This is a genomic window from Mucilaginibacter sp. P2_A4, from assembly GCF_056405015.1.
In genome coordinates, this window is sequence record NZ_JBFUCX010000019.1 from 12,822 (window position 1) to 37,764 (window position 24,943).

19 protein-coding genes are annotated in these 24,943 nt (G+C 41.6%); 3 read left to right on the forward strand and 16 right to left on the reverse strand.

The window, feature by feature from the left end:
* Positions 1 to 77: 77 nt before the first annotated feature.
* The 6 genes from AC1DYB_RS26470 to AC1DYB_RS26495 form a co-directional block, all read right to left on the reverse strand.
* Entirely contained in the window at positions 78 to 1,538 is a 1,461-nt protein-coding gene (locus AC1DYB_RS26470) for a UDP-N-acetylmuramoyl-L-alanyl-D-glutamate--2,6-diaminopimelate ligase (protein WP_477439460.1), read from the reverse strand.
* Entirely contained in the window at positions 1,535 to 3,646 is a 2,112-nt protein-coding gene (locus AC1DYB_RS26475; protein ID WP_477439462.1) for a penicillin-binding protein, read from the reverse strand. Before AC1DYB_RS26475 ends, AC1DYB_RS26470 begins: the two co-directional genes overlap by 4 nt.
* Positions 3,636 to 4,049, reverse strand: a complete 414-nt coding sequence (locus AC1DYB_RS26480; RefSeq protein ID WP_477396129.1) for an FtsL-like putative cell division protein — start codon at positions 4,047 to 4,049, stop codon at positions 3,636 to 3,638. Before AC1DYB_RS26480 ends, AC1DYB_RS26475 begins: the two co-directional genes overlap by 11 nt.
* A complete protein-coding gene (rsmH, locus tag AC1DYB_RS26485) occupies positions 4,046 to 4,948 on the reverse strand; it encodes a 16S rRNA (cytosine(1402)-N(4))-methyltransferase RsmH (RefSeq protein ID WP_477439463.1) in 903 nt (300 codons plus the stop codon). The genes AC1DYB_RS26480 and rsmH overlap by 4 nt, the downstream gene beginning before the upstream one ends.
* The gene (gene mraZ, locus AC1DYB_RS26490; protein ID WP_477396125.1) at positions 4,941 to 5,405 is read right to left on the reverse strand and encodes a division/cell wall cluster transcriptional repressor MraZ; all 465 of its coding nucleotides are present in this window, start codon (positions 5,403 to 5,405) and stop codon (positions 4,941 to 4,943) included. Before mraZ ends, rsmH begins: the two co-directional genes overlap by 8 nt.
* Before the next feature lie 475 nt (positions 5,406 to 5,880).
* Positions 5,881 to 7,002 (reverse strand): lipoprotein N-acyltransferase Lnb domain-containing protein, encoded by a 1,122-nt coding sequence (locus AC1DYB_RS26495; RefSeq protein ID WP_477439466.1) that lies wholly within the window; start codon positions 7,000 to 7,002, stop codon positions 5,881 to 5,883.
* A 219-nt stretch (positions 7,003 to 7,221) separates the two neighbouring features.
* Here AC1DYB_RS26495 and AC1DYB_RS26500 point away from each other — a divergent pair, with 219 nt between their 5' ends.
* A complete protein-coding gene (locus tag AC1DYB_RS26500; RefSeq protein ID WP_477439468.1) occupies positions 7,222 to 8,235 on the forward strand; it encodes a methyltransferase in 1,014 nt (337 codons plus the stop codon).
* 506 nt (positions 8,236 to 8,741) lie between these two features.
* Here the strand turns inward: AC1DYB_RS26500 and AC1DYB_RS26505 are convergent.
* Both AC1DYB_RS26505 and AC1DYB_RS26510 read right to left on the reverse strand, forming a co-directional pair.
* The gene (locus tag AC1DYB_RS26505) at positions 8,742 to 9,953 is read right to left on the reverse strand and encodes a PepSY-associated TM helix domain-containing protein (protein ID WP_477439470.1); all 1,212 of its coding nucleotides are present in this window, start codon (positions 9,951 to 9,953) and stop codon (positions 8,742 to 8,744) included.
* Between the two features lie 67 nt (positions 9,954 to 10,020).
* The gene (locus tag AC1DYB_RS26510; RefSeq protein ID WP_477439472.1) at positions 10,021 to 12,483 is read right to left on the reverse strand and encodes a TonB-dependent siderophore receptor; all 2,463 of its coding nucleotides are present in this window, start codon (positions 12,481 to 12,483) and stop codon (positions 10,021 to 10,023) included.
* 172 nt (positions 12,484 to 12,655) lie between these two features.
* Between AC1DYB_RS26510 and AC1DYB_RS26515 the strand changes: the two genes are divergently transcribed.
* Positions 12,656 to 13,966, forward strand: coding sequence for a polysaccharide deacetylase family protein (locus AC1DYB_RS26515; RefSeq protein ID WP_477439474.1), 1,311 nt, complete (start codon positions 12,656 to 12,658; stop codon positions 13,964 to 13,966).
* 48 nt (positions 13,967 to 14,014) lie between these two features.
* Here AC1DYB_RS26515 and AC1DYB_RS26520 read toward each other — a convergent pair whose 3' ends face one another.
* Positions 14,015 to 14,446 (reverse strand): hypothetical protein, encoded by a 432-nt coding sequence (locus AC1DYB_RS26520; protein ID WP_477439476.1) that lies wholly within the window; start codon positions 14,444 to 14,446, stop codon positions 14,015 to 14,017.
* A gap of 283 nt (positions 14,447 to 14,729) precedes the next feature.
* Positions 14,730 to 16,595 (reverse strand): CocE/NonD family hydrolase, encoded by a 1,866-nt coding sequence (locus AC1DYB_RS26525; protein WP_477439478.1) that lies wholly within the window; start codon positions 16,593 to 16,595, stop codon positions 14,730 to 14,732.
* 430 nt (positions 16,596 to 17,025) lie between these two features.
* Between AC1DYB_RS26525 and AC1DYB_RS26530 the strand changes: the two genes are divergently transcribed.
* The gene (locus AC1DYB_RS26530; protein WP_477439480.1) at positions 17,026 to 18,264 is read left to right on the forward strand and encodes an endo-beta-N-acetylglucosaminidase H; all 1,239 of its coding nucleotides are present in this window, start codon (positions 17,026 to 17,028) and stop codon (positions 18,262 to 18,264) included.
* 83 nt (positions 18,265 to 18,347) lie between these two features.
* Here the strand turns inward: AC1DYB_RS26530 and AC1DYB_RS26535 are convergent, their stop codons facing one another.
* The 6 genes from AC1DYB_RS26535 to AC1DYB_RS26560 form a co-directional block, all read right to left on the reverse strand.
* Positions 18,348 to 20,063: a GMC oxidoreductase gene (locus AC1DYB_RS26535; protein WP_477439482.1), complete on the reverse strand. Its 1,716-nt coding sequence runs from the start codon at positions 20,061 to 20,063 to the stop codon at positions 18,348 to 18,350.
* A gap of 127 nt (positions 20,064 to 20,190) precedes the next feature.
* Entirely contained in the window at positions 20,191 to 20,619 is a 429-nt protein-coding gene (locus tag AC1DYB_RS26540; RefSeq protein WP_477439484.1) for an N-acetyltransferase family protein, read from the reverse strand.
* A 73-nt stretch (positions 20,620 to 20,692) separates the two neighbouring features.
* Positions 20,693 to 21,883, reverse strand: coding sequence for a phosphoglycerate kinase (locus AC1DYB_RS26545; RefSeq protein WP_477439486.1), 1,191 nt, complete (start codon positions 21,881 to 21,883; stop codon positions 20,693 to 20,695).
* Positions 21,884 to 21,983: 100 nt separating this feature from the next.
* Entirely contained in the window at positions 21,984 to 22,418 is a 435-nt protein-coding gene (locus AC1DYB_RS26550; protein WP_477439488.1) for a GNAT family N-acetyltransferase, read from the reverse strand.
* 27 nt (positions 22,419 to 22,445) lie between these two features.
* Positions 22,446 to 23,453 (reverse strand): type I glyceraldehyde-3-phosphate dehydrogenase, encoded by a 1,008-nt coding sequence (gap, locus tag AC1DYB_RS26555; protein ID WP_477439607.1) that lies wholly within the window; start codon positions 23,451 to 23,453, stop codon positions 22,446 to 22,448.
* 108 nt (positions 23,454 to 23,561) lie between these two features.
* Positions 23,562 to 24,665, reverse strand: a complete 1,104-nt coding sequence (locus tag AC1DYB_RS26560; RefSeq protein WP_477439490.1) for an MraY family glycosyltransferase — start codon at positions 24,663 to 24,665, stop codon at positions 23,562 to 23,564.
* Positions 24,666 to 24,943: the final 278 nt, after the last annotated feature.

The following is a 24,943-nucleotide window of genomic DNA, read 5'->3' on the forward strand; positions in this document are numbered from 1 at the left end:
TTTTAATTCTGTTAACGGCAACGCCTTCTTGAACACCGTCGAAACAAACAACAAGTGAAAAATTCTGATTCAGACAATTACAATAACAATTTAAACTGCTCTTCCAATTCTTCCATATCATCAAAGTGATTTTTCACTCCGTTTATATCCTGGTATTTTTCATGGCCTTTACCGGCTACTAAAATAATATCACCGGGTTGAGCCAGCATGCAGGCGGTTTTAATGGCCTCTCTTCTGTCAACAATACTTACGGTATGCCTTTTAAATGCCGGGTCAACGCCTTCAATCATATCTTTAATAATCTGGGCCGGATCTTCCGAACGGGGATTATCAGAGGTAAGGATCACCTTATCGCTCCACTCACTGGCTACACGAGCCATAATAGGACGCTTGGTTTTATCCCTATCGCCACCGCATCCAATAACAGTTATTACCTTTTCGGTACCCTTGCGGATATCGTGTATGGTACTCAGCACGTTTTGTACAGCATCAGGCGTGTGGGCATAGTCAACTATACCTATTACTTTATTTGGTGCTACTATATACTCAAAGCGACCTTCGGCACCTGTTAATTTACTCAGGCTGGTTAGTACTTTGGCTTTGTCCTGCTCCAACAACATGGCTGTAGCATACACAGCAAGCAGGTTGTAAGCGTTAAAGGTGCCTACCATTTTAAACCAAACTTCCTCGCTATCTATGTGCAAAAGCAGGCCACCAAACTGATTTTCAAGGATCCGGGCCTTATAATCTGCCATGCTTTTTAATCCGTAGGCTTTTTTGTGGGCCTGGGTATTTTGCAGCATCACGTTGCCATTTTTATCGTCACTGTTGGTAAGGGCGAAAGCACTTTTAGGCAAACCATCAAAAAAGGTTTTTTTGGCCTTTAAATAGCTATCAAAGGTTTTATGATAATCTAAATGATCATGTGTAAGGTTGGTGAATACACCGCCCGAAAACTGAAGATTAGCTATCCTGTGCTGCGCCACCGCGTGCGAGCTCACTTCCATAAAGCAATAATCACAACCCTGTGCTACCATTTCTTCCAACAAGCGGTTAAGCTCAATAGGATCAGGGGTAGTATGTGTAGACGGGATCACCTGGCCATTGATCTGGTTTTCTACCGTTGATAACAAACCGCATTTATACCCCAGATCACGAAACAATTGATATAATAAGGTAGCAATAGTTGTTTTACCGTTGGTGCCGGTGATGCCTACCAGTTTTAACTGTGCCGATGGATTACCATAAAAATTGGCCGCAACCAAGCTTAATGCTTTACCAGAATCAGCAACCATTAAAAAATCAACCTCACCTGCTGTATGCGCGGGCAGATCTTCGCAGATAACTGCTATAGCTCCTTTTTTAATCGCCTGCTGAATGTAATCGTGCCCGTCAACCAGAGTTCCCTTTACGGCAACAAACAACGAACCCGGAGTTACCTGCCTCGAATCAAAAGCTACCGAAGATATTTCCACATCGGCACTGCCCTGCAGTTCTGTAAAGGCTAATCCATCCAATAAATCACTTAAATACCTCATTGCAATTCAATTGTTATGCGTGAACCCTTTGGTATTAAACTGCCGCCAGTAACCGATTGTGTGGTTACCATGCCGCTGCCGCGTACCGTTACTTTATAACCTGCATTGCCCAAAACATACAAGGCATCGCTTAAGCCCATTCCGGTTACTGCCGGAACGGTACCTTCTTTAAATCTTACTTCCTCAAACGGAATACCGTTACTGGTATCAACACCGTTATTTGCCGCATTTGCAGATGCGTAAAGTGGTTTTACACCCAATTTACTGTACACATGCTTTAATGCTTTTAAGTTACCCTGCTTTACTTTAGGCATTGATGTATTGCCTACAAACCTTACCGGCGCGGGTTGGTTTATTTCCATATCATTGGCATAAACCATATCGGCAACCTGCCTAAACACCGGACCAGCAACTTTTGCTGCCAGATATGAGCCTCTGGTAGGGTTATTAATAACCACTATCATAGAATATTTAGGACGATCGGCTGGAAAATACCCGCAAAATGAGGCCTGGTACCTTTTCATTTTATATCCCTTTGTACCATCCGCTACCTGTGCAGTACCTGTTTTACCAGCTACACTATATAGTTTATTCTTGATTACGTTTTTACCGGTACCATTAAGTACTACGCCCTCGAGCATACCTCTTACTTTGCCCAGTGTAACATCAGAGCATACATTATCTGTAATTACCCTCGCTTTAAACTGCTCAATAGTATTACCCATTCTACGAATTTCGCGCACAAAAATCGGCGCTATCATTTTGCCGTTATTAGCTACCGAGTTGTAAAAAGTGAGCATCTGCAAAGGCGTAATGTTCATTTCATATCCGTAGGCCATTTCGGGCAGGGTGTAATATTTGTTCCAGCTGCGGTTTGATGGATTTTTTATGACTGGCCTGCCTTCACCCTGAATCTGCAATCCCAGTTTCTCATTTAAATGATAGCTATACAGCTTATTGATAAACTGCCATGGATTATCCTTATAGTTACTATAAACCAGTTTTGCCGCCGCCACATTTGATGACTCTTCAAAAGCGCGCTTAACACTCATTTCGTAGTTATCATGTTCCGTATCGGTAATGGTTGGGCCTTTTGGAAATTTGTATTTACCTCCCTCTGCATTCACAACAGTGCTGGTATCCAATTTATGCTGATCAAGCAGGGTCATATACGATGCCAGCTTAAAAGTTGAACCCGGGTCAATAGCATTGCTGATGGCATAGTTCATTTTTTCCTGGTACAAACCATCTTTTGATCTTGTAAAGTTTGCAATAGCACGTACTTCGCCGGTGGCCACTTCCATTAACACCACGCAACCATGATCGGCCGCGCTTGAATCCAATTGACGTAAAAGAGCAGCCTGGGCTATCTCCTGGAAGTTTACGTTAATGGTTGATATAATATCAGCTCCGTCTTTCGCGGCTATTTCATCCTCATCATTATTTACAGGCATCCAGGTACCACCGGGAATACGCTGCATTAAACGCCTGCCGTTTTCGCCATTGATATAAGAGGAATAGGCACCTTCAAGCCCTACCGGGTTTTTTACATTTTCGTTTTTATAACCGATGGTACGCGCAGCCAATGAGTGGAAGGGAAGTATACGCCTGTTCTGCTGTAATACAATCAGGCAGTTCTTGGTTTTCCTGCTTTTAAATATCGCGAACTCGCGGATCTTTTTTAACTCCTGGTAAGTTACCCTGCGTCTTAATAACTGGTATCGCGAACCGTCCTTTCGGGCATCACGCAGTACCCTTGAATATTCACGGGGTGTTCTGTCGCCAAACATTTTGGATAAGTTTGCCGCCAGTATATCAACATTATCATTAAAAACACTATCAGCAGCAATGCCGCCGGCCAGCATATCCATGTGCAGCTCATACTCTGGTACCGATGTAGCCAACAGGCTGCCATCTTCAGAAAAAATATTACCGCGTGCTGCTTCAACATCCCTGAATTGCGCAGACATATTAACAGCCTTAGCCCTCCACTTTGCACCCTGTACAAATTGAACCCGGCAAAGCTGCACCACAACCGCAAACGCGAAAAACAATATCAGGCCAAAGGCGATGTACACCCTCAGCAATATATTGGTTCTAATTTTCATCCTTCTCCTCCTTCACAGTTATCTTCTTCGGCGGCTCAACAGATTGCCTGATCCCAATGGTATCGGCACGTTTGGCCACTTCGGTTAATGTACTTTTAAAAGCCATATCGGCTTTGGTGGTTTTAAAATCCCAACCACGCTCTTTTACCTCTTTTGTGAGATCATCAATATCACGGATAGTTTTTTCGGCAAGGTGCATATTGCCAATGTACACCATACCTAAAAAAGCCAGGAACAACACAAACGGTAATGCGTTAGTAGCCTTTTCGCTACTAATAAAACGTTTGGTGAAAAATTGCGTAAAAAAGTTGTCAGGAATTTCCCGTTTGGGTTTTTCCTCCACAACAAGCTCTTCCGCTTCTTCTTCCTCCTCCTGAATTTCTGTACGCAAACGATTGGTCATCTTTTTACAGCTATTCTTAATTTAGCGCTCCGTGCCCTGTTATTGTTACTGATCTCCTCTGCCGATGCTGTGATAGCCCCGCGGCTTACAGCATCAAGCGGTTTATTATTGTTACCGTATAAGTCTTTCTCTACTTCTCCGCTGAATTTACCTTTGGCTATGAAATTTTTCACCAGCCTGTCTTCCAGTGAATGATAGCTCATAACTACCAACCTGCCGCCAACAGCCAATATATCAGCTGCCTGTACCAAAAACTCCTTTAAGGCTTCCAACTCCTGGTTAACTTCAATACGCAGCGCCTGAAAAACCTGGGCCAGGTATTTATTTTCTTTTCCCTTCGGGATGCGTGCACTTATCGCATTTTTTAAATCGGCTATGGTTACTATAGGCGCGTTAAGCCTCGCGGTAACAATAGTTTCGGCCAGCGATTTCGCATTTTGAATCTCGCCGTAAATGCCAAAAATGCGGTGCAGTTCGGCACCTGTATAATTATTTACAACATCTTTAGCCGTCAGGTCGCCCAATTGGTTCATGCGCATATCCAGCTCGGCGTCAAAACGGATAGAAAAACCGCGCTCGGCCTGGTCAAACTGGTATGATGATACACCCAGATCGGCCAGAATACCATCAACCGGTATAGCGCCATGCAGGCGACAAAAATTCTTCAAATACCTAAAATTCTGATCGATTAAAACAAACCGCTCATCATTAATTGCATTTTGCTGCGCATCAGCATCCTGATCAAAAGCAAGCAATGTCCCTTCAGGCCCTAAATGCTTCATGATCTCGCGCGAATGGCCACCGCCACCAAAAGTTACATCCACATAAGTGCCATCCTTTTTGATGTCAAGTCCTTCGATGCATTCCTGCAACATTACCGGTGTATGGTACTCACTCATCTATCCTCCTTGCTTTACTACCCATTACCGCCTCTGCCAACTCGGCAAAATTATCGGGCTCATTATTTATCATTTCGGTATAGGCAGCCTTATCCCACACTTCAATTTTGTTTAATACACAGGTTAACACTACATCGCTGCCAATGCCTGCAAATTCAAGCAAACCCTTTGGCAACAGTACGCGGCCGGCTGCATCTGGCATCAAAGCCGTCGCGCCACCGGTGAAATATCTTATGAAACGCAGATTTTGTCTGTCGTATTCGTTAAGTTTGCTTAATTCATCCAGTCTTTTGTCCCATTCGGATTTTGTGTAAATAACCAAATACTTCTCCAGGCCGCGATTGATCATAAGGCCCTCTCCGTCAGCTTCAGGAAGCTGCTTTTTGAGGCCCGCCGGGATCATCATCCGCCCTTTGGTATCCAGTTTACATTCAAATTCTCCGGTTAAATGCGGCATTATTAGACTATGGCTTAATTTAATAGGTAAAAGTAATTTTCTTTTACCACTTTTTACCACTTTCTACCACCAAAAAGTTTTCAACATTTTTGGTGGGTTTAAGGCTGTACACATAAATGCAAAAAACCGGGCGGGCGCCTGGTTAAAGATTATAGTTCCTAATATCAAACAATCATTTTATCCACATAATTACCTGATTATTAAATAGATAATACAGACAAGCCGATGGCGTACCTGTTCGAGATCAGGCCTGGATACAGGTAGTTAACTGCCAGAACGCGGCGGTAGCACACCTCTCAACCGGTTCAGCAAAAAAGAGAATTAATACTAAACAAAATGCGAGAAATCAAATTGCCAATTCCCACAATAGGAATAGGCGCATAACTTGCCGTTATTTCGTTAACCGCTTGATTTTCCTGCAATAATTGATGTTTTACAAGACAGCTAACCATGGTGGAAAAGAGAACTTGGCTTTCTACGTAGGTTGATGATCTATTGAGTGACTTTGTCCGCTACAGTCCAAATTACTGATCATATATTTCTTTAACTTGTATAGCAAAATGAAAACATTTAGCACTATAAGTGGAGGATAATCTATTTTTAGAAAAAAGTACAACAATATATATAATACATTGAACAGAAGAGAAATAAGAATAAAGCCTTTATAGTTGCGAAGTTTAAAAATAAGAAATATGTCTATTGGATTAAAAATTAAGATACTGTAATTAAATTTAAATTCGCTTCGAAAACTAAATATCATCAAGCCTATCAAGAAACTACCTAAGATCAGATTGATGATGGCTTGTGACTTGAAATTTGACCAAACCATCACACAAATTATGGTTATTACCAATATAATCTCCAATAGGTAGCTATTTGATCGTTTGAGCAATTTATCAAATAAGATATTTGGTGGGCCAAGCATCGATTTGTAGGTAGATTTCGCTGAAACTTTAGATAATTCTGTAACGAGTGAATCGGGAAGAAAAGAATTAGTGGTAGAATTTAATTTCGTTTCACCTAAGACTCCCAAAAGAACATTAATGCCAAATCTCGACATCGGGCTATTATTTAAGTTAGCGTTAATCGATTCTCTAAAAGTAGTTTTATATACCTTTTTTGGCCAATTAAACGAATGATTATTGCCATTGAGTAAAGCGTAAATCCTCGTTGAGCAGTTGTCTTTAAGAAATTGATATTTGTAAATCCTATCAGCAGCATTACTATAAGTGGCTTCCAAAGATTTCTTTAGTTTCAATGCGTCGGCTGAAGTGAGTATGATTGGATACTCTGTAACACTTCGGGATTCACTAACATACTCATCTAAAAAAGAATGAAAGCTATCTTTAGAAAGGAAATAGTTTAGATCACCACTAATAAATTTAGATCCAAATCCAGGAGTTTCAATATCAAAAGTACCAAAATTGAAAACCACATCACTTGTGTCGCATTTTATTCGAACTGCAGAATGGCCAAATATTGAATATAAATCATTCCCCTTGCCGCAAATTAATATAGAAATGCGCGGACTCGTAGAACCTAATAACTCTGTTGATAATGATAGTAGTATAGATATAAAGCAAACTATTTTTTCCACTTATTTATATGTAGTTCATAAGTAAAGTTCTCAAAAAAAACGAGAAGACAATATTTTGTTTTAGACGACGTGACACAATTTATTTGAATAAGGAACGCCAAACCCGCCACAAGCCTCCTGCAGGAGAAACCTTCACAGGAAACATATTATCATTTTTAAACCTCATTTATTTACCAAAAACTTATTGTAAATTGCTATACCATTATAAAACAACCTCTTATGACACAAGAAACCCCTCCCCCAGTTCAGTTAATGCAATTGCTTTTTGGTTTTGCTGTTTCACGTGCCATTGGTGTAAGCGCGGAACTGCACATTGCCGATCTTTTAAAAGACGGAGCAAAAACAGCGGAAGAATTAGCACGGCAAAAAAGTGTTCATGCCCGTTCCCTTTACCGGGTATTGCGGGCTTGTGCCAGTGTGGGCGTCTTTTCAGAAGATGCTGAAAAAAGATTTTCACTTACCCCTTTGGCTGAGCCTTTATTAAGCGATGCACCGGGCAGTTTACGTGCTTTTGCAGAAATGATCACTACCGATTGGCAATTCCAAACCTGGGCAGAATTACCCTATAGCGTAAAAACAGGGAAGCCTTCTTTTGAAAAAGTGCATGGTATGCCCGCCTTTGATTATTTCTGGAGCAACGAGAAAGCCGGCCGGGTATTTAATGATGCCATGACAAGCAATAGCGCCTTTTCGAGTGTGGCTGTAGTGAATGGCTATGATTTTTCGTCCATAAAGCTCCTGGCTGATGTAGGAGGAGGGCATGGCTTTTTACTGGCATCCATCCTTGCCAAATATGAAACAGTAAAGGGCGTGCTGTATGACAGGCCGGCTATTGTTTCGGAAGCAAGAAAGTTATTAGTGGCACATGGCGTATCAGACAGATGTGATTTGGTAGGCGGTAATTTTTTTGAAAACGTACCGGCAGGTTACGATGCCTACATCATGAAACATATTATTCATGATTGGAATGATGAGCAATGTATTACACTGCTCCAAAATTGCCGTAAAGCCATGGCCGATGGAGGCAAGGTACTGGTGGTAGAAATGGTAGTACCCGAAGGTAATGAACCATCGCCCGCAAAGCTCCTTGATTTACAAATGCTGCAATATCTCCCCGGCTGCGAACGAACAGAAAATGAATACAGGCAATTGTTTGATAATGGAGGTTTCCATTTAACCAGGATAATACCAACAATGTCGCCCTTTAGCATTATAGAAGGGGTAAGTAAGTAGTATATATAACCTATACATATAGGCTTGCGTCGCGGTTGTTTGTGGCCTCGGTATAGGTGTTCGGAAGATATAAAAAGGCATGGGCAATGTGCGATTCCTTCCTCGGGGAAGGGGAGGTAGGGGTTAAATCAGGCGTTCAAGTACCGCTGCAGATGGCATGTCGGCGAAACCCCTCCCTGCCATTGCGCGCATTTCGGCCGCACCCCTCCCGTTGGGAGGGAATAAAAAACCGTTAACAAAACTTTCTGAAGGCCTATGATGTGGTTACCATAGGCCTTCGGAAGATATAAAAAGCGGGGGCAATGTGTGATTCCTTCCTCGGGGAAGGAGGAGGAAGGGGTTAGATCAGGCGTTCAAGTACCGCTACGGATGGCATGTCGGCGAAACCCCTCCCTGCCATTGCGGGCATTTCGGCCGCACCCCTCCCGTTGGGAGGAAATTAAAAAAAAGTTAACAAAACTTCCTGAACACTTACGGCGATGAACCAACCTTAGGCCATGAAACACCTATACCAAAGTCAGCTTACTTACCTGTTTACCCTTTTTCTTTGTGCGGTTAAGCCACATCATTATCCCGGTAACCGGGAATATCAACGATAGTAAACATATTATAAAACTAATGATCCTGGTTGGCAAACCATATACCGAACCGGTATGCACGGGTTTTACCAATGCCCGTACCCGCTGCCCTAAACTTTTGGCAGCAAACGTTTGCGACCCAGCCAGGCTACCGCTATATTGATCTATATAATAGGTATCGCCCGCGTTTTCAATAGCACCCTGGGGCAAAATATTTACACTGTAAGTTCCGGCGGAATCTTTTGGTATGCGCACCGTATAGTATTCGGCCGATTGGGTTTTAGCTGCTACATTTTGTAATGCGGCATCAACAGTTAATGCCTCAACCCCCACCTGGTATTTTGACTGTGGCGACTTAGGCTGCTCTTTTTCAAGCTTTGAACCTGTAATGACAAACAAGGCCTGGTTGGCCCATTTAAACGTCATGATTAACCCGGTTAAAACAATGATGATTAAAAAAACCGAAGTGTAAAAGCCGGTAACTATATGCAGATCATGCACCAGTCGTTTAGTGCTGCCATCCCACTTTATTTTTAGCCTTTGGCGCATAATGTTTTTAGTTTTTGGCCACCATAACACTACTCCGGTTATGAGTATGAACAGGAAAATGAAGGTAGAGATTCCAACTATCCAATCGCCAACACTATCCTTCCCGGCTAACAAAAACCGGTGAAACATCTCAACGTTATACAGGAACGTTTGCCTGCGGTTATATTCGCCCGTTACCTGGCCGGTATACGGATTTACAAAAACCGTTAAATTGGGCTTGCCACTATCTTTACCATCCTTACCTGCTTTACCCGGTGCGCCTGCATGTTTTTTTCCATCTGCCTGGGCCGGCTTCTCTTTTTTGTCTTTATTCCCGGGCACTATTAAACCAATTTCTACAGTTCTGCGGGCGTCGCCATAAACCATAGCCGTAGCAAACTTAGCTTTTGGCTTTTCTTTTAAAGTACCTTTTATCAGTTGAGCTAAAGGCATTCGTACTTGCTGCGCTTCCACATAGTACCGTTTGGGGTGCAGCGTATGCTCTATCTCCTTTTCAAAAACCAGCAGGGTACCGGTAAAGCACGAGCAAAAAATGATAATACCTGCCGCAAGGCTTAGGTAAAGGTGTATGGTGCGGAAAAATACTTTCATAATTTTTTATTACAAAAACCGGGTATGCCTAAGCACATCCCGGTTTTACATTTATTTTGCAAATTTATTAAAAGCTATATGCCAGGGTAGTTAAAAACTGTCTCGGAGGAATTGGGTTGATGCTGTAATTTTCATGCACGTTATAATTTAACACATTACCGATATTAGATACCTTACCTATAATGGAGATCTTTTTATAAGTATATCCTACTGATGCATCAACAGTGGTAAAGCCCGGTACGTTAACCAGCCTTGATATAGTTTGTGCCTGCCCCACGGTATTAGCATTCCCTGCAATGCGGTTACCTAAATAATATACTGATGCGCCCACTTTAAAACCGCGCAGGTCGCCGTTATAAAAATTATAAAATGCGCTGGCATTGGCAGTATGCTTTGGCACATTAATTAACGGTTGCCCAGCTATGTTACTGCCCACAGAAGTTGACGTTTTTGAATAACGCGCGTTGGTATAGCTATAACCGGCCAACAGATCAAGACCTTTAACCGGGTGCCCGGCAATATCAAGCTCTACACCATCACTTTTGGTTTGGCCAACAAGTTCTTTAATATTGGTATTGATGTTTACCGTTGTACCATCGGCCAAAAATGGCGCTGTTTGCGCAAGATTATTATTGATGATACGGTACGCCGTTACATTTATCGCCAGATTACCATTCAGGAAATCATTTTTTATGCCTGCTTCAAACTGATCAACCAATGATGGAGAAAGCGGTTTGTTGTTAACATCTGTACCTGTATTGGTTATAAAAGAATTGGAGTAACTGGCAAACAGTGATGTATTGTTTATTGGTTTATACACTATACCAACCCTTGGCGAAAATGCTTTATCTGTTTTGCTTGATGCAGGCGCAGCCAAAGCCGGTAAATAATAATTAGTAACCGCAGTTGGTGCAATATACTGGTATGACCAACGGATACCCGCAAGTACTTTTACTTTATCAGATACACTGATGAGATCATTAAAGTAAGCGCCAAAACGGTTGGTTTTTGTAAGGATGCTATAAAAAGGATTCATCACAGGCTTATCTGTGCGCAGGTTATATTTATCTACATTAAAAATATTAATAGTGTCATAAACGGCTGATTTTATAGAAGTACCCTGATCCCAGTAGCTCGAAACCTTATTAACTGTAGCTACATAGGTATAAGCTGTATTGTTATATCTATCCGCATCAACCCCTACCAAAATATTATGTTTAATGGAACCTGTATTGAACTGGCCGGTAACATTAAACTGGCCGGTGTAATAATCTTCCAGTGTTTTTGCACGGTTAAGGGTACGGCCCCAATCGCCGGTTGCATTTGGCAATACACGCTCTGTTGTTTGGTACTGCCTGTTAAAGTGCTGGTAATTGATACCTCCACTTATTTGCCATAAGCTATTTATCTGGTGATTTATAGTAGCAGTGGCTGTACTTTGCTTGGTATTACCGGTTGACCATGATGCGCCCAGGTAACGGTTACGTGGTACATTGGCTATTACGTTATTAATTTGGCCGGTACCAAAATCGGGGGTAAAATTATAATTCAGGTAGTCACCTTCAACAATGATGGTTGTTTTATCGCTTACTTTATACAGGAACGAAGGATTGATATACTCCCTTTCGGATTTTACATGATCGCGGAAGCTATTTGCTTTTTCATAAGTACCATTCACGCGGTACGCCAGTTTAGAAGATATAGGACCGTAAACATCAAACGAAGGACGATACAGGTCATAGCTGCCATAAGTCATGGATACCTTGCCGCCTTGTTCAAACAATGGCTTTTTGGTAACCATATTTAAAATACCACCAGGTGCAACGTTGCCGTATAATAAAGCCGCGCTGCCTTTTAAAACCTCAATACGATCCAAAGAGCTCACTTCCGGTACTACGCCGGAGTTAATACGAAACCCGTTTTTGAACATATTGGTGCTTGAAAAATTATATCCCCTTGCGCCAAATGTTTCCTGGGTATTGCCGCGTGCGCTGTACAGGTAAACTCCATTAACATTCCTGATCACATCGCTTAAACGAATGGATTGTTGCTGAACAAGTGTATTGCTGCTGATAACCATAGCACTTTGCGGAAGATCCATAGGTGCCACGTTCATCTTGCCTGCGCTTAGCGTTTTACGATTAATAGTTTTTGTGGATGCTATGATCACCTCATCAAGCTGCGATGCGCTTTCGTTCAGCGTAATGCTTACGCGGGTAGTTTGATTGGCAATAACGGTAACTGCCTGCTCGGCACTTTTGGTACCTATAAAACTAATCACCAATGTATAAGCACCTGGTTTTATATTAAAGAAAGTAAATGATCCGTCATCAATGGTAACAGTACTTTTGTTAAGCCCTTTTATGGCTACATTAACAAGAGAGGCCGGTTTGCCATCGTTGGTTTTAACAAAACCGCTTATCTTACCGTTATTGCCATCGTCATCGGCCTTTAAAGTGAGGATATTTATAAATACAAATAAAACTAGGAGAGTGAATTTTTGCAGGTAGTTATGTAATTTGTTTGCCATTCTATTTATATTAAGTCTAATTAAGCGCAAAAATAAGAAGACATTTCTTTTCTGCAAGTTTTATTTAGAATTAGTTTAAATAACATTAGCCTGAGTCAATGGGATAACTATTTCGTTACACGCCCCTAAAGCCTTTATCTTCTGATTATATTAGCCTCATAAACCTATTGTTATGAAAAAGTCACTACTCGTTTTTATTGTTTCGCTGGCATTTACAGGTTATTTAAAAGCACAGCCGGGTAAAACGGAAATAACACCCTGGCAGTACGCCCGTAATGGCGCGGTTTCCATTACCTGGGATGATGGCTCTATCAACCAATTTAAAATAGCGATCCCTATCCTGAACAAGCTTAATATCAAAGGCACTTTTTTTATTATTACCGGGCAGATACCCGGCTCGCAATATCATGGTAAGTTTATTGGCCGACCAGTAAAAGAGATCATTTCAGAAACAGCAACTATACCTACCAATAAAACCAATTTTTATGAACGCGCTTCGGCGGCCGGTTATTTAGGGCTTGTTGGCACACTGGATTACCATTACAAAGCCGGCTCATTAATTGATGATAACAAGCCCGAAGCGGCTTATAAAGTGATTGACGATCTATACAGCAAGGTACGCCATGGCGATTTTAAACCCGGCATCGAGCATAACACCGAATATAATGATGCGCACGGTACAACCTGGCCCGAGATAAAAAAGTTCGCCGCCCAGGGTCATGAGTTTGCCAGCCACATGATAACCCATCCCCGCCTGGCCGCGCTTGATGAACCGAATATTATGTACGAGATGGAAAAAAGCAGGCTGGATATTTTGCACAACCTGGGCCTGCGTTATACTTTTAGCGCCGAAGGCCCATTTGGAACCGAAAATGAACGCGCCGTGAGTTACTTAAGCAAGGTTTACCCCGCCCTGCGTAACCGCATGCCCGAGCCCTGGCTAAAGGAAATAAGCCGCGGCAACAAAGAGACGCCCGGCAATACTAATAAAGAGTACGTTCAATACCAGCGCGGTGCTACCACCAAAACGCCACTGCCAATGATGAAGGCCTGGGTTGATACTACCCTGAACCGACACGATACATGGCTGGTGCTTACTCATCACGGTGTAGAAGGAATTGGCTGGGAAGCCCTGCCTGCTACAGAACTTACGGAGTATTTCACCTACATCAAAAATCACGAAGACAAGCTTTGGATTGCCACCTTTGCCGATGTCACCAAATACATACGCGAACGGAAAAGCGCAAACCTGACCTCTGGTGTTGTAAATGGCAAATTGACTATAAAAGTTAGCCACCCGCTGGATAAGCGTTTTTATGATATCCCCCTTACGCTTAAAACTTATTTGCCTGCAGGATGGAGAAAAGTGGGCGTTATGCAGAACAGTAAAAAAATTGAGGTTAAATTTATGACGGATAATAAAGGCGACTACCTACTTTACCAGGTAAAAGCCAACATACCTGTGGTTATAACAAAACTATAAACCTTTTATAAAGATGAATTAATTGTGCCCGGGAAGCGCTCGATTGTCTTAATCAAACACAACCTTATCCGGACCAGAAACTTTGGTTACATGGCAGCCACAACCACCTGCTATTTTTAAAGTTGCTGTCTTGGTTTGATTTGTTGCCGTATTTGTTGCAGAAATTTTAACATCATCCCCATCGGTAGAAAAATCTTTGATGTTGGCATCTGAAGCCAATAATACAAAACCTGCTACAAAATCAATATTAATGTTAGGCGGGTATTGAAGCGGCGTTAAGGACTTGTTGGTACGTAAATTAACAGCGGTAAAATTTGAAAACGAAACGGGCTTACTTTCCTTATCAATAAACCTAATCCCTAAATAAGCATAATTGGCCGTACAAGTTTGCAAGCCACATCCGTTTTTTTGTTTATCGGTTTTGCACGCTGATAGGAAAGCAATGAGCAACAGCAGGTATGTAATTTTTTTCATCATCATAATGGGTTTATGATATTACGGTGAGTAAAACACGAACGCTACAGCAATAGCCGAATTTAGCCTGGCAGGCTAATCAAAAACCACCGTATCCGGTCCGGAAACTTTGCTGATATGACAGGCGCATCCACCTGCTATTTTTACGATGCCTGTTTTAATTTGATGGCTGGATGGATCTGTTGCCGAGATCTGAACATTATCGCCCTCGGTTGAGTTCTCCCAATTATCGAGAAGTAGTTTCGTGAAGAGAACACAAAACTACTTCTGATGTGAAATTTGGTGGTCATTATTCCATCACCCTAACCTTCAAAAAGCTTGGCTCATCTTTGGAGGTATAAACCTTATGGGTAGCTTTTTTAAAGTCGGTATCTTTGGCTTTCATAATATCCTGAAACTGCTGGGTATTCCTGTCGATAAGCGGGAACCAGGTGCTTTGAACCTGTACCATCAAACGGTGACCTTTTTTGAATGTATGCAATACATCCTGTAGCTCGAAGTTAACCGGTGTAACTTTGCCGGGTACAAAGGCCTCGGGCTTATCAAAACCATTACGGAATTTGCCGCGCATAGCCTCGCTGCGTACCATTTGCTGATAGCCGGATAAATAAACTTCTTTACCCGTAAACTTGTTATTTTTTGTTGAGTCGGGATATACGTCAATTACCTTAACCACCCAATCCGCATCGGTACCGGTGGTTGATACTTTAAGGTTTGCCCATATATTGCCGGCAAGCGTTACATCCTTGTCCAGTATATCAGTTTCATAAGTTAACACATCCGGGCGTTGTGAAGCAAAACGCTGATCGCCAGTCATGTATTCCCGCTTCATGTCGTTATCAATAGTATTGATGAATGGAACAGGCTTGTTAGGGTCCGAAACAAATTCATCAAAACCTTCGCCCGCAGCCGGAGCATCAAATGATAATTTGCCGCCAGGCATCAGGTATAAATTTTTGTCGATAGCTTCTTTCGGCGGCCATGTTTTATAGGTTTTCCACTGGTTAATCCCTGTTTCAAAAGTTGATATAGGTTCCAGGCTTAACTCTGTTCCTTTTAAATAATGGCTAAAGAAAGCGAACTCAATTTTCTCGCGGTAAAACGGACCAGTTGGGCCGCCAAAGCTAACATCGCCCAAATGGTCGCCATCGCCACGTGACCAACCACCATGTACCCAGGGGCCCATGGTAAAGTAAACCGGCGTTTTAGGATTTTCTTTAACCAGTGTTTTGTAGGTATTAATTGCGCCATACAAATCTTCGGCATCATACCATCCTCCGGTAACCAGTACAGCTGTTTTAATATCGTGCAGATGATAAAGTACATTTCTATCCTTCCAATGCTGATCATAATTAGGGTGATCCAACATCTCGTTCCATAAACGGATGGTATCCTTATAATATTTATCATTAGTATTTTTCACCGAGCCCATCCTCAGGAAAAAATCATAGCCATCCTCGGTACCGGCATCAAATCTCGATCCACGGCGCTGGGTAGGTTTATCGTCCTGCCTGTTGGTAAAGCCAGGGTAAAACCCAAAATTGGCGGTAAGCATAAACGCGCCGTTATGAAAAGCATCATCACGATACAAATCGGCCATTGGGGCCTGTGGCGATGCAGCCACCAATGCCGGGTGACGGCTTAGCAATGAGGCTGTAGTATAAAAGCCGGGATAAGAGATACCCCAAACACCAACTTTACCTGTATTATTGGGGATGTGTTTTAACAGCCAATCAATAGTATCATAGGTATCAGTGCCTTCGTCAACATCATTTTTGGTTTTGTGCACTTCCTTTTCGGGTGTCATCTCTTCAAAAATACCTTCGCTCATCCAACGGCCGCGCACATCCTGGTAAACAAAAATATAACCATCATGCACAAATAATGATGACGGCCCCAGGCCGCCTTTATACAGATCAACCCCATAAGGTGCAACGCTATAGGGCGTCCTATCCATCATTATAGGATATTTTTTAGTTTGATCTTTGGGCACATACACCGATGTAAACAGTTTTTTACCATCGCGCATGGGTACCTGGTACTCGTATTTAATATAATTGGCCTTTATATAATCGGCATCCGGGCCTTTTGGCTGTGCCTGCAGGCAGCATGCAGAGAGCAAAACACTTAAAGTTATGAGGAGAAGTTTTTTCATAAAATCTATTAATCCCTAAAAGTAATTGAATAAAACAAAAAGGGCAACCCAGTAAAGCCGGATTTATGAAAACTCTTGGTTTTGTTACAAACACGATTGCCTCAATCTTTATTTTAAACTATTACTATATTTTATATTAATCAATATTTATTTTAAATAAATAATAATTAACCCTGTAGGCAATTTGTTCAAAATAATTGTCTATTCCTTTACAAACCAATTCATTCCGCACATATTCCCAAATATGTACAGGCAACCTAAACTCAATAAATACAAAAACGCTATGCCAATAACCACGCTATGGCCGCTGCTTAATTCCTTTTATACATACCTCTCTGTTAACAACCAATTAAAAACATGCCTATGAAACAGCGTCATGCTCAACCAGCATCTAAATTTTTATTCACCAAATTAAAACCAACCAAAAACCATGAGAACAAATTTTAATTTACACCTAAACAAAACGCTAACCGCCACATTTGGCTTATTGTTACTACTCAATGCGGCCTGTAAAAAAGAAAGCGCCCCCGCTCCATCCGAATCAATCAAATCAGGCGCTACATCAAAACTCAGTACCAATGCTATTGGCGTAAGTGGCCCAAAAAGCGTGTGTTATGTGGAGGTGAATAATAATGATATCCGTAACGTGGGTAATTACTACCTTTCAACCGGCCAGCAATTGTTTGATATTGCTATTATTTTTGCAGCTAATATCAACTTCAACACTGCAACTCAAAAGGCCGAGCTATTTTTTAATACACAGGTAACCAATGTACTGAGCAACAAAGCCACTTATATACAGCCCTTGCAGGCAAAAGGTATTAAAGTACTGTTATCCATTTTGGGTAACCACCAGGGCGCCGGTATCAGCAATTTTCCAGATCAGGCTTCGGCAACAGCCTATGCGCAGCTGCTGAGTAACGCCGTTACAACCTACGGCCTTGACGGGATTGATTTTGATGATGAATATGCTGATTATGGCACCAACGGAACCGGCCAGCCCAATTCCAGTTCGTTTGTTTACCTGGTAACGGCGCTTCGCCAGTTAATGCCAACAAAAATCATATCATTTTACTATTACGGACCAGCAGCATCCCGTTTAAGTTTTAATGGTGTAACAGTTGGTTCAAAAGTTGATTACAGCTGGAATGCCATTTATGGCACTTACTCGGTACCAAATGTACCCGGCCTTGCAGCCAGCAACCTTGGGCCGGCGGCTATTGATATCCAAAGTACCAGTTCATCAACAGCGGCATCACTGGCTACACAAACTGTAAATAACAGCTATGGGATTTACTTGTATTACAACTTGCCAAATGCCGATTCGCATACTTATTTAACCAGCGTATCAAATGTGCTGTATGGTAAGGCTACCACTTTTAGCACGGGCACGCCCATTACAGGAGTTAATTTTTATCAGAATACAAACTATGCCGGCACTGCAACAGCTGCTATACCTAAAGGCAATTATACCCTGGCCCAGCTGCAGGCTTACGGCTTTGTTAATGATTGGGCATCCTCAATGACGGTGCCATCCGGGTGGACGGTGACCATGTACAGCAACGATAATTTTACCGGTACCTCTTGGATACGTACGGCAAATACTGCCAATTTCACCACCCTATCGCCAAACGCGAATGATGTAGTAACATCAGTTAAAATACAATAAATAAAAAAGGGACTTTTCGGGTAGTTGTTACACTTCTTGAAAAGTCCCTTTTGCGTTTATAAATTTTGGGGGATTATTAATAATTATAGCGCTCCCTTCTTTAGCTCATTGGCGGCATAATTTGCTGCCCTGGCTGTTAAAGCCATAAATGTTAATGAAGGATTTTGAGTTCCGGTAGATGTCATACAAGCGCCATCGGTAACAAAAACATTAGGGCAGCTACGCAGCTGATTCCAATTATTTAAAAGCGATGTTTTAGGATCTTTCCCCATGCGTACACCACCCACCTCGTGAATATCCAGCCCGGGAGCCTGTTTACTATCATTTGTGGTGATGTTTTTACACCCAGCTTTATCCAGCATTTCGGCACCTTGTTGCAAAAAATCATTCAGCAATTTCAGGTCGTTATCGTCATAATCTACCGAAAATGACAATAACGGCATACCCCACTCATCCTTTTGGTCATGATTGAGGCTCACCATATTTTCTACCTTCGGGATAGTTTCACCCTGCATCATCATATAAATCCCCCAGTTTCCCGCTTCGGCAATACTATCTTTAAAATTAGCTCCCACCTGTTCAGCTTCGGTTTGATGGCCCCAGCCTGCACGGGTTGCCGTATAGAAAGTCATGTACCCGCGTAAAAAGTCTGTTTCCTGTTTGTATACGTTCCTAAAATTAGGCATCATAACAGCTGTAGGCCGCCTGCCGTAATAATAGCTATCCAGGTAACCATCCATACTTGCAGATAACGATCCCCGGTAATTATGAAAAGCGATGTATTTACCAAGCAGTCCGTTGTCATTCCCCAATCCCCGGGGAAACCTGGATGATGTTGAGTTGAGTAAAATAAGGTTGGTATTTAATGTGGCTGCATTTACAAATATGATCTTAGCATAATATTCCGTTACTTTTTTGGTATGCGCATCTATTACCTTTACCCCTGCTGCCTTACCTTTTTTTTCATCATAAATAATGGAGTGTACAACAGAATCTGGCCTAAGTGTGAGATTCCCTGTTTTTGCAGCCCAAGGTAATGTTGATGAATTTGAACTAAAATAACCGCCAAACGGGCAGCCCCGATCACATAAACTACGGGCTTGGCATTGCCCCCTGCCTTGTTGCAGGTGAATACCTTTAGGTTTAGTTAAATGGGCGCATCTCCCAATCACCACATGGCGATCATGATAAGTAGCCATTATTCTTTTTTGTATCGTTTTTTCAACCACATTCATTTCCCAGGGCGGTAAAAAATCACCATCGGGTAATGTTTCCAAACCATCCTTATTGCCTGCGATTCCTGCAAAAGCTTCTACGTGACTATACCACGGAGCAATGTCATCATACCTGATTGGCCAATCAACAGCAAAACCATCCCTGGCAGGCCCCTCAAAATCAAATTTACTCCAGCGTTGGGTTTGCCGGGCCCATAGCAACGATTTGCCGCCAACCTGATATCCGCGAATCCAATCGAAAGGTTTTTCCTGTACGTAGGGATGTTCTTTATCTTTAACAAAAAAATGGTTTGTAGCTTCGGAAAAGGCGTAACATTTTTCGGCTATTGGGTTTTCCGTTTTCACGGTCAATGGCACATGCCCACGATGCGGAAAATCCCAAGGATCTTTTGTTGCTGTTGGATAATCTTTTAAATGAGTAACATTTCGCCCACGTTCAAGCACGAGGGTTTTTAAGCCCTGATCACATAATTCTTTTGCTGCCCATCCACCGCTTATGCCCGATCCAATTACTATTGCATCATAAGTATGCCCGTCAGTTCCATTTGAATTTATATTCACCACAATTTAGCTTTTTAACCAATCCCAAAACGCCTTATAAAAGTCAAGTTAGGATAATTTTACAACTAAAAAAAAAATCGCTGTCTATAATAGCCTGCGGATACAACAAAAAGTCTTTGTGAAATATAATTTACCGGTAGCTCATTAAAAAATACTCGCCGGGCTTACCTTCCCCCTTTTCCTCTATTTGCCAGCCTTGCGAGCGGTAAAAAGCAATCGCATTTTCATTGCGGATTAAACACTTAAGGGTAACGGGTTTGTTGAGCATTGCAATGGCGGCGTTTAACAACAGTTTGCCTGCTCCTTGCTTTACATAAGCCGGGTGAACAAACAGGTGATGGATAAAATTATCGGGCAACCAACAGGATATAAAGCCAACTACTGCGCCACCGTAGTCGGCCACCAGGATCTGTTCGTCTTCGGTATCCTTGTCAAAATCGGTTAAGGCATATTCCGAAGTATCAAACCAGGTAAATGTATCCCTGCGACTTAAAAGATAAATATCCCGAAGCGCATGACGGTCATCTTCCTTAAAATCCCTGATCTGCAAACCAATCATTTTATTTTTCTTTTAAATACGAAAAGTCCAGCCGTTTAGGGCTGAACTTTTCATTTTTATATTGCTAAAAATATTATTCGTTAATAGCTTTCACACCCGGAAGCTCTTTACCTTCCATGTATTCCAGTAATGCACCACCGCCGGTTGATACGTAGCTTACCTCTTCGGTAAGGTTGAATTTAGCAACTGCTGCTGCCGAATCGCCACCACCAATTAATGAAAATGCGCCATTTTCAGTTGCTTTTACTACTGCCTCGGCAATGGCTTTGGTACCTACCAAAAATGTTTCCATTTCAAATACCCCCATAGGGCCATTCCATAAAATGGTTTTTGATTCTTCAACCACCTTGCTAAATATTGCTACTGTTTCGGGGCCAATATCTAATCCCATCCAACCATCCGGAATTTGGCCGGTTTTGGCAACGCCGGTTTTGGCATCATTTGAAAAAGCATCGGCAATTACGTTATCTAATGGCAAATAAAGCTTTACACCTTTGTCTTTAGCTTTTTGCACCAGGCTGGTTGCAAGGTCAAGCTTATCAGCCTCTACCAGTGAGGTACCTATACTGCCACCATCTGCTTTTGCAAAGGTATAAGCCATACCGCCACCAATAATCAGGTTATCTACTTTATCCAACAACTTCTCAATCAGTTCTATTTTATCAGATACCTTAGAGCCACCCATGATAGCTGTAAAAGGTTTTGCAGCATCATTAAGTATTCGCTCGGCATTGGCCAACTCAGCTGCCATCAGGTAGCCAAAGTATTTGGCATCAGGGAAAAACTGCGCTATGATAGCTGTTGAAGCATGTGCACGGTGAGCGGTACCAAAAGCATCGTTCACATATATGTCACCTAATTTTGATAGTTTTTCGGCAAAGGCTACATCGCCTTTTTCTTCTTCCTTGTAAAAACGAAGATTCTCTAATAACAACACTTCGCCATTACCTAAGTTCTTTGCTTTTTCAACAGCTTGCTCGCCAATACAATCATCGGCAAATTCAACCTGCTGACCCAACAAATCTGACAGATGAGCTACTACATGTTTTAATGAAAATTCAGCTGTTGGACCATTTTTTGGTCTGCCCAGGTGCGACATCAGGATCACCCGGCCACCATCTTTTAATATTTTTTTTATGGTTGGTAACGCGGCGGTCATCCGGTTATCATCGGTAATGTTATAGTCTTTATCCAAAGGCACATTAAAATCAACCCTGATTAGGGCTTTTTTGCCTGCGAAACTAATTTGATCTACAGTTTTCATATGATTATATGGGTCATTATGTATGAGGGCTGCAAATTCAGCATTTTATTCTAAATTCTTAATGAAAAAGTAAAAAAGGAGTCCTTTTTTGGCTAAAACTTCATTTTAATTTAACATACATCACATAATGGGGCCCAATTCCAGGCACGTCAAACTCTGTTGAAACTATCTCGAAGCCTGTATTATGATAAAAAGGAACCGCCTTTTTGCGCGCGTTGCACCAAACATAGTTTGTTTTTTGTCCGCGCAGGTAAGTAAGTGCAAAATTTACCAATTGATTGCCCAGGCCCTGCCCCCGATATTTATCAATAGTGGCCATACCGCGCAGCTGGTAACCTACACCGGTAAATTCGCCATAAGTTTGCGGATGGAATGATACGATGCAGGCCAGTTCATCATTTTTATAATATCCTAAGTGGAAAGCGCCAACTATCTTATCTGTTGGGAAACGGCATTCATCTAATGTAAGCCTGCCCTCGCGTAATACATCGTTGCGGATAGATAATAAATCCTCAACCTCAATAAATTTTATCACTAAATTTTGATACTAAAAATGAAAACTTTAGGCTACTTCTGTTTTTAGCGCTGCTATTTTTACAACAAGATCTGCAAGGCGGCTGCTGTAGCCCATTTCATTATCATACCAACCAACCACCTTTACCAGCCCGCCAACTATTGAAGTAAGCTGCGCATCAAAAATGCAGCTATGCGGATTGTCAAGTATATCGGTTGATACTATAGGATCTTCGGTATATTCCAGTACATTTTTCATCGGGCCATAGGCGGCCTGTTTAAATGCCAGATTAATTTCGTCAATAGTGGGCTGCTTTTTAAGGCTACAGGTAAAATCTGTTAAGGAGCCGTTAAGTACCGGCACCCGGATACCAGCACCACCAAGGCGTCCTTCCAGGTGAGGAAATATGGCCGTAATGGCTTTTGCAGCACCCGTAGTTGTTGGGATGATAGAAGCCGATGCAGCACGCGCACGCCTCAAATCCTTATGCGGCGCATCGTGAAGATTTTGATCACCGGTCATAGAATGCACCGTTGTGATATAGCCATCAATAATACCCCAGTTTTCGTCAAGAATCTTAACCATAGCAGCCACGTTATTAGTGGTGCAGGATGCATTTGATAATATGGGAGATGTAAGATCAACCAGCCCGTCATTAACGGCCAGTACTACGGTGGGTACACTTTTATCTGTTGATGGGGCCGATATGATCACCTGTTTAGCTCCGGCTGTTAAATGCAATTGCGCTCCTTGCTTTGAGGTAAACTTCCCGGTAGCTTCAATCACCAAATCAATATCAAGATCTTTCCAGGGCAGGGACAGCGGGTCACGTTCGGCAAGTACCTTTATTTTTTGCCCGTTGATGATTAAGTTATCGGCATCAAAACTTACCTGGCCTTTATAGCCCCGGTGAACAGAATCATATTTAAATAAATGCGCAAGCGTTTGGGTATCTGTCAGATCATTAATTGCTACAACCTGTATTTCTGTGTGGGATAATATATTCCTTAAAAATATACGACCTATACGGCCGAATCCATTTATGGCGATCTTCATCATTATTTTATAAAGGCAACAAAGTTAATGAAGAGGAATGGCTATTTACCAGTAACTGAAATTTAGTGACGCTAAAACTACTTAAGGTACTATTGTATAAAGCTTATTTTAAGCCAAAAAATTGCGTAAAGCCCGGCTTTCGCGCTCTTTTGATCGCAGGCAAAAAGTTATTACCCAGTTGGATACAACCGAAATTAACAATATGATAACTATTAGCAAGGAGTTACTCAGGTTACTAAATATAAACACCATGCTTATTGATAATAAATTAATTACCGATAAGCATATGGTAGTTTGCAAATGATTAAGACCCAGCCTTAAAACACGGTGATGCATGTGGTTTCTATCAGCCTCAAATGGTGATTTGCCGCTAGCAATCCTTAGCGTAAACATTCTTAAAGTATCAAAAACAGGGCCTACCAACACAGCCATTGTTAAGGCCGGGCCAAAACTTATTACAGGTATACCAACACCGGTAATTTTACTCACCTCGATAAATTTAATTGCCATAACCGCCGATACAAGGCCTATTAACAATGCGCCGGTATCGCCCATAAATATTTTGGCGGGTGTAATATTATACTTTAAAAAACCAATAACAGCACCCACCATAGCCAACGAAATAGCTGCAAGCTCATATTGATGGATATACATAAATAACAGGGCAAAAGCACCGTTTACGATAATACCGGTAGCTGCCGCCAAACCATCAATACCATCAATTAAATTAAAGGAGTTAACGATGAGCATAATAAGCAGTATGGAGAATATAGCACTTGGAATATACGGCAGCTCAAAAATACCGAATACGCCGTACATACTGGTTAGGCGAATATCTCCCAATAACACCAATATAGCTGCTACCACAAACTGAATAAAAAATTTTGTACTTGAATTTACCCCCGAAAGATCATCTTTTAGCCCCATTGTAAAAAGAATGATGCAAGCCAAAAGCAGGTAACTAATAGGCAAGGCCTTATCAATTATACTAAATAATAAAATAGTAATGGTAAAACTTACAAAAATAGCCACCCCACCTAAACGCGGTATACCATGATCATGCTGTTTTCTGAAATGGCCCACATCATCATAAAGGTGTCTTGAACGCGCCACATGTAAAATGGATGGAATAGATAACAAGGTGATCAACGTTGAAAAAGCTATTATTAAAACGTTGTAAATAAAATGATACGAATGTAAAAGTTCAATCATACTTGGTATTTAGATCTGTTCAGTTTTATTAGCCCCGACTTAGTACGTAATTATCATAAAAAAGGTTTAATTTGAAATTAAATATTTTAATACTTTTCAGCATCTCTTATAATTCAAACTACAGGCTTCGAAGCCTGTTTCACCCTTTTTATACTTATACCACTGCCCTCATAGCAACCTAATTAGTTAATAAAGTAACATTGGATACTGTACAGATACATAAACCTTACCATTATTCTAATTCAGCCTCAGAACGATAATCAAGGCTATTAATCATG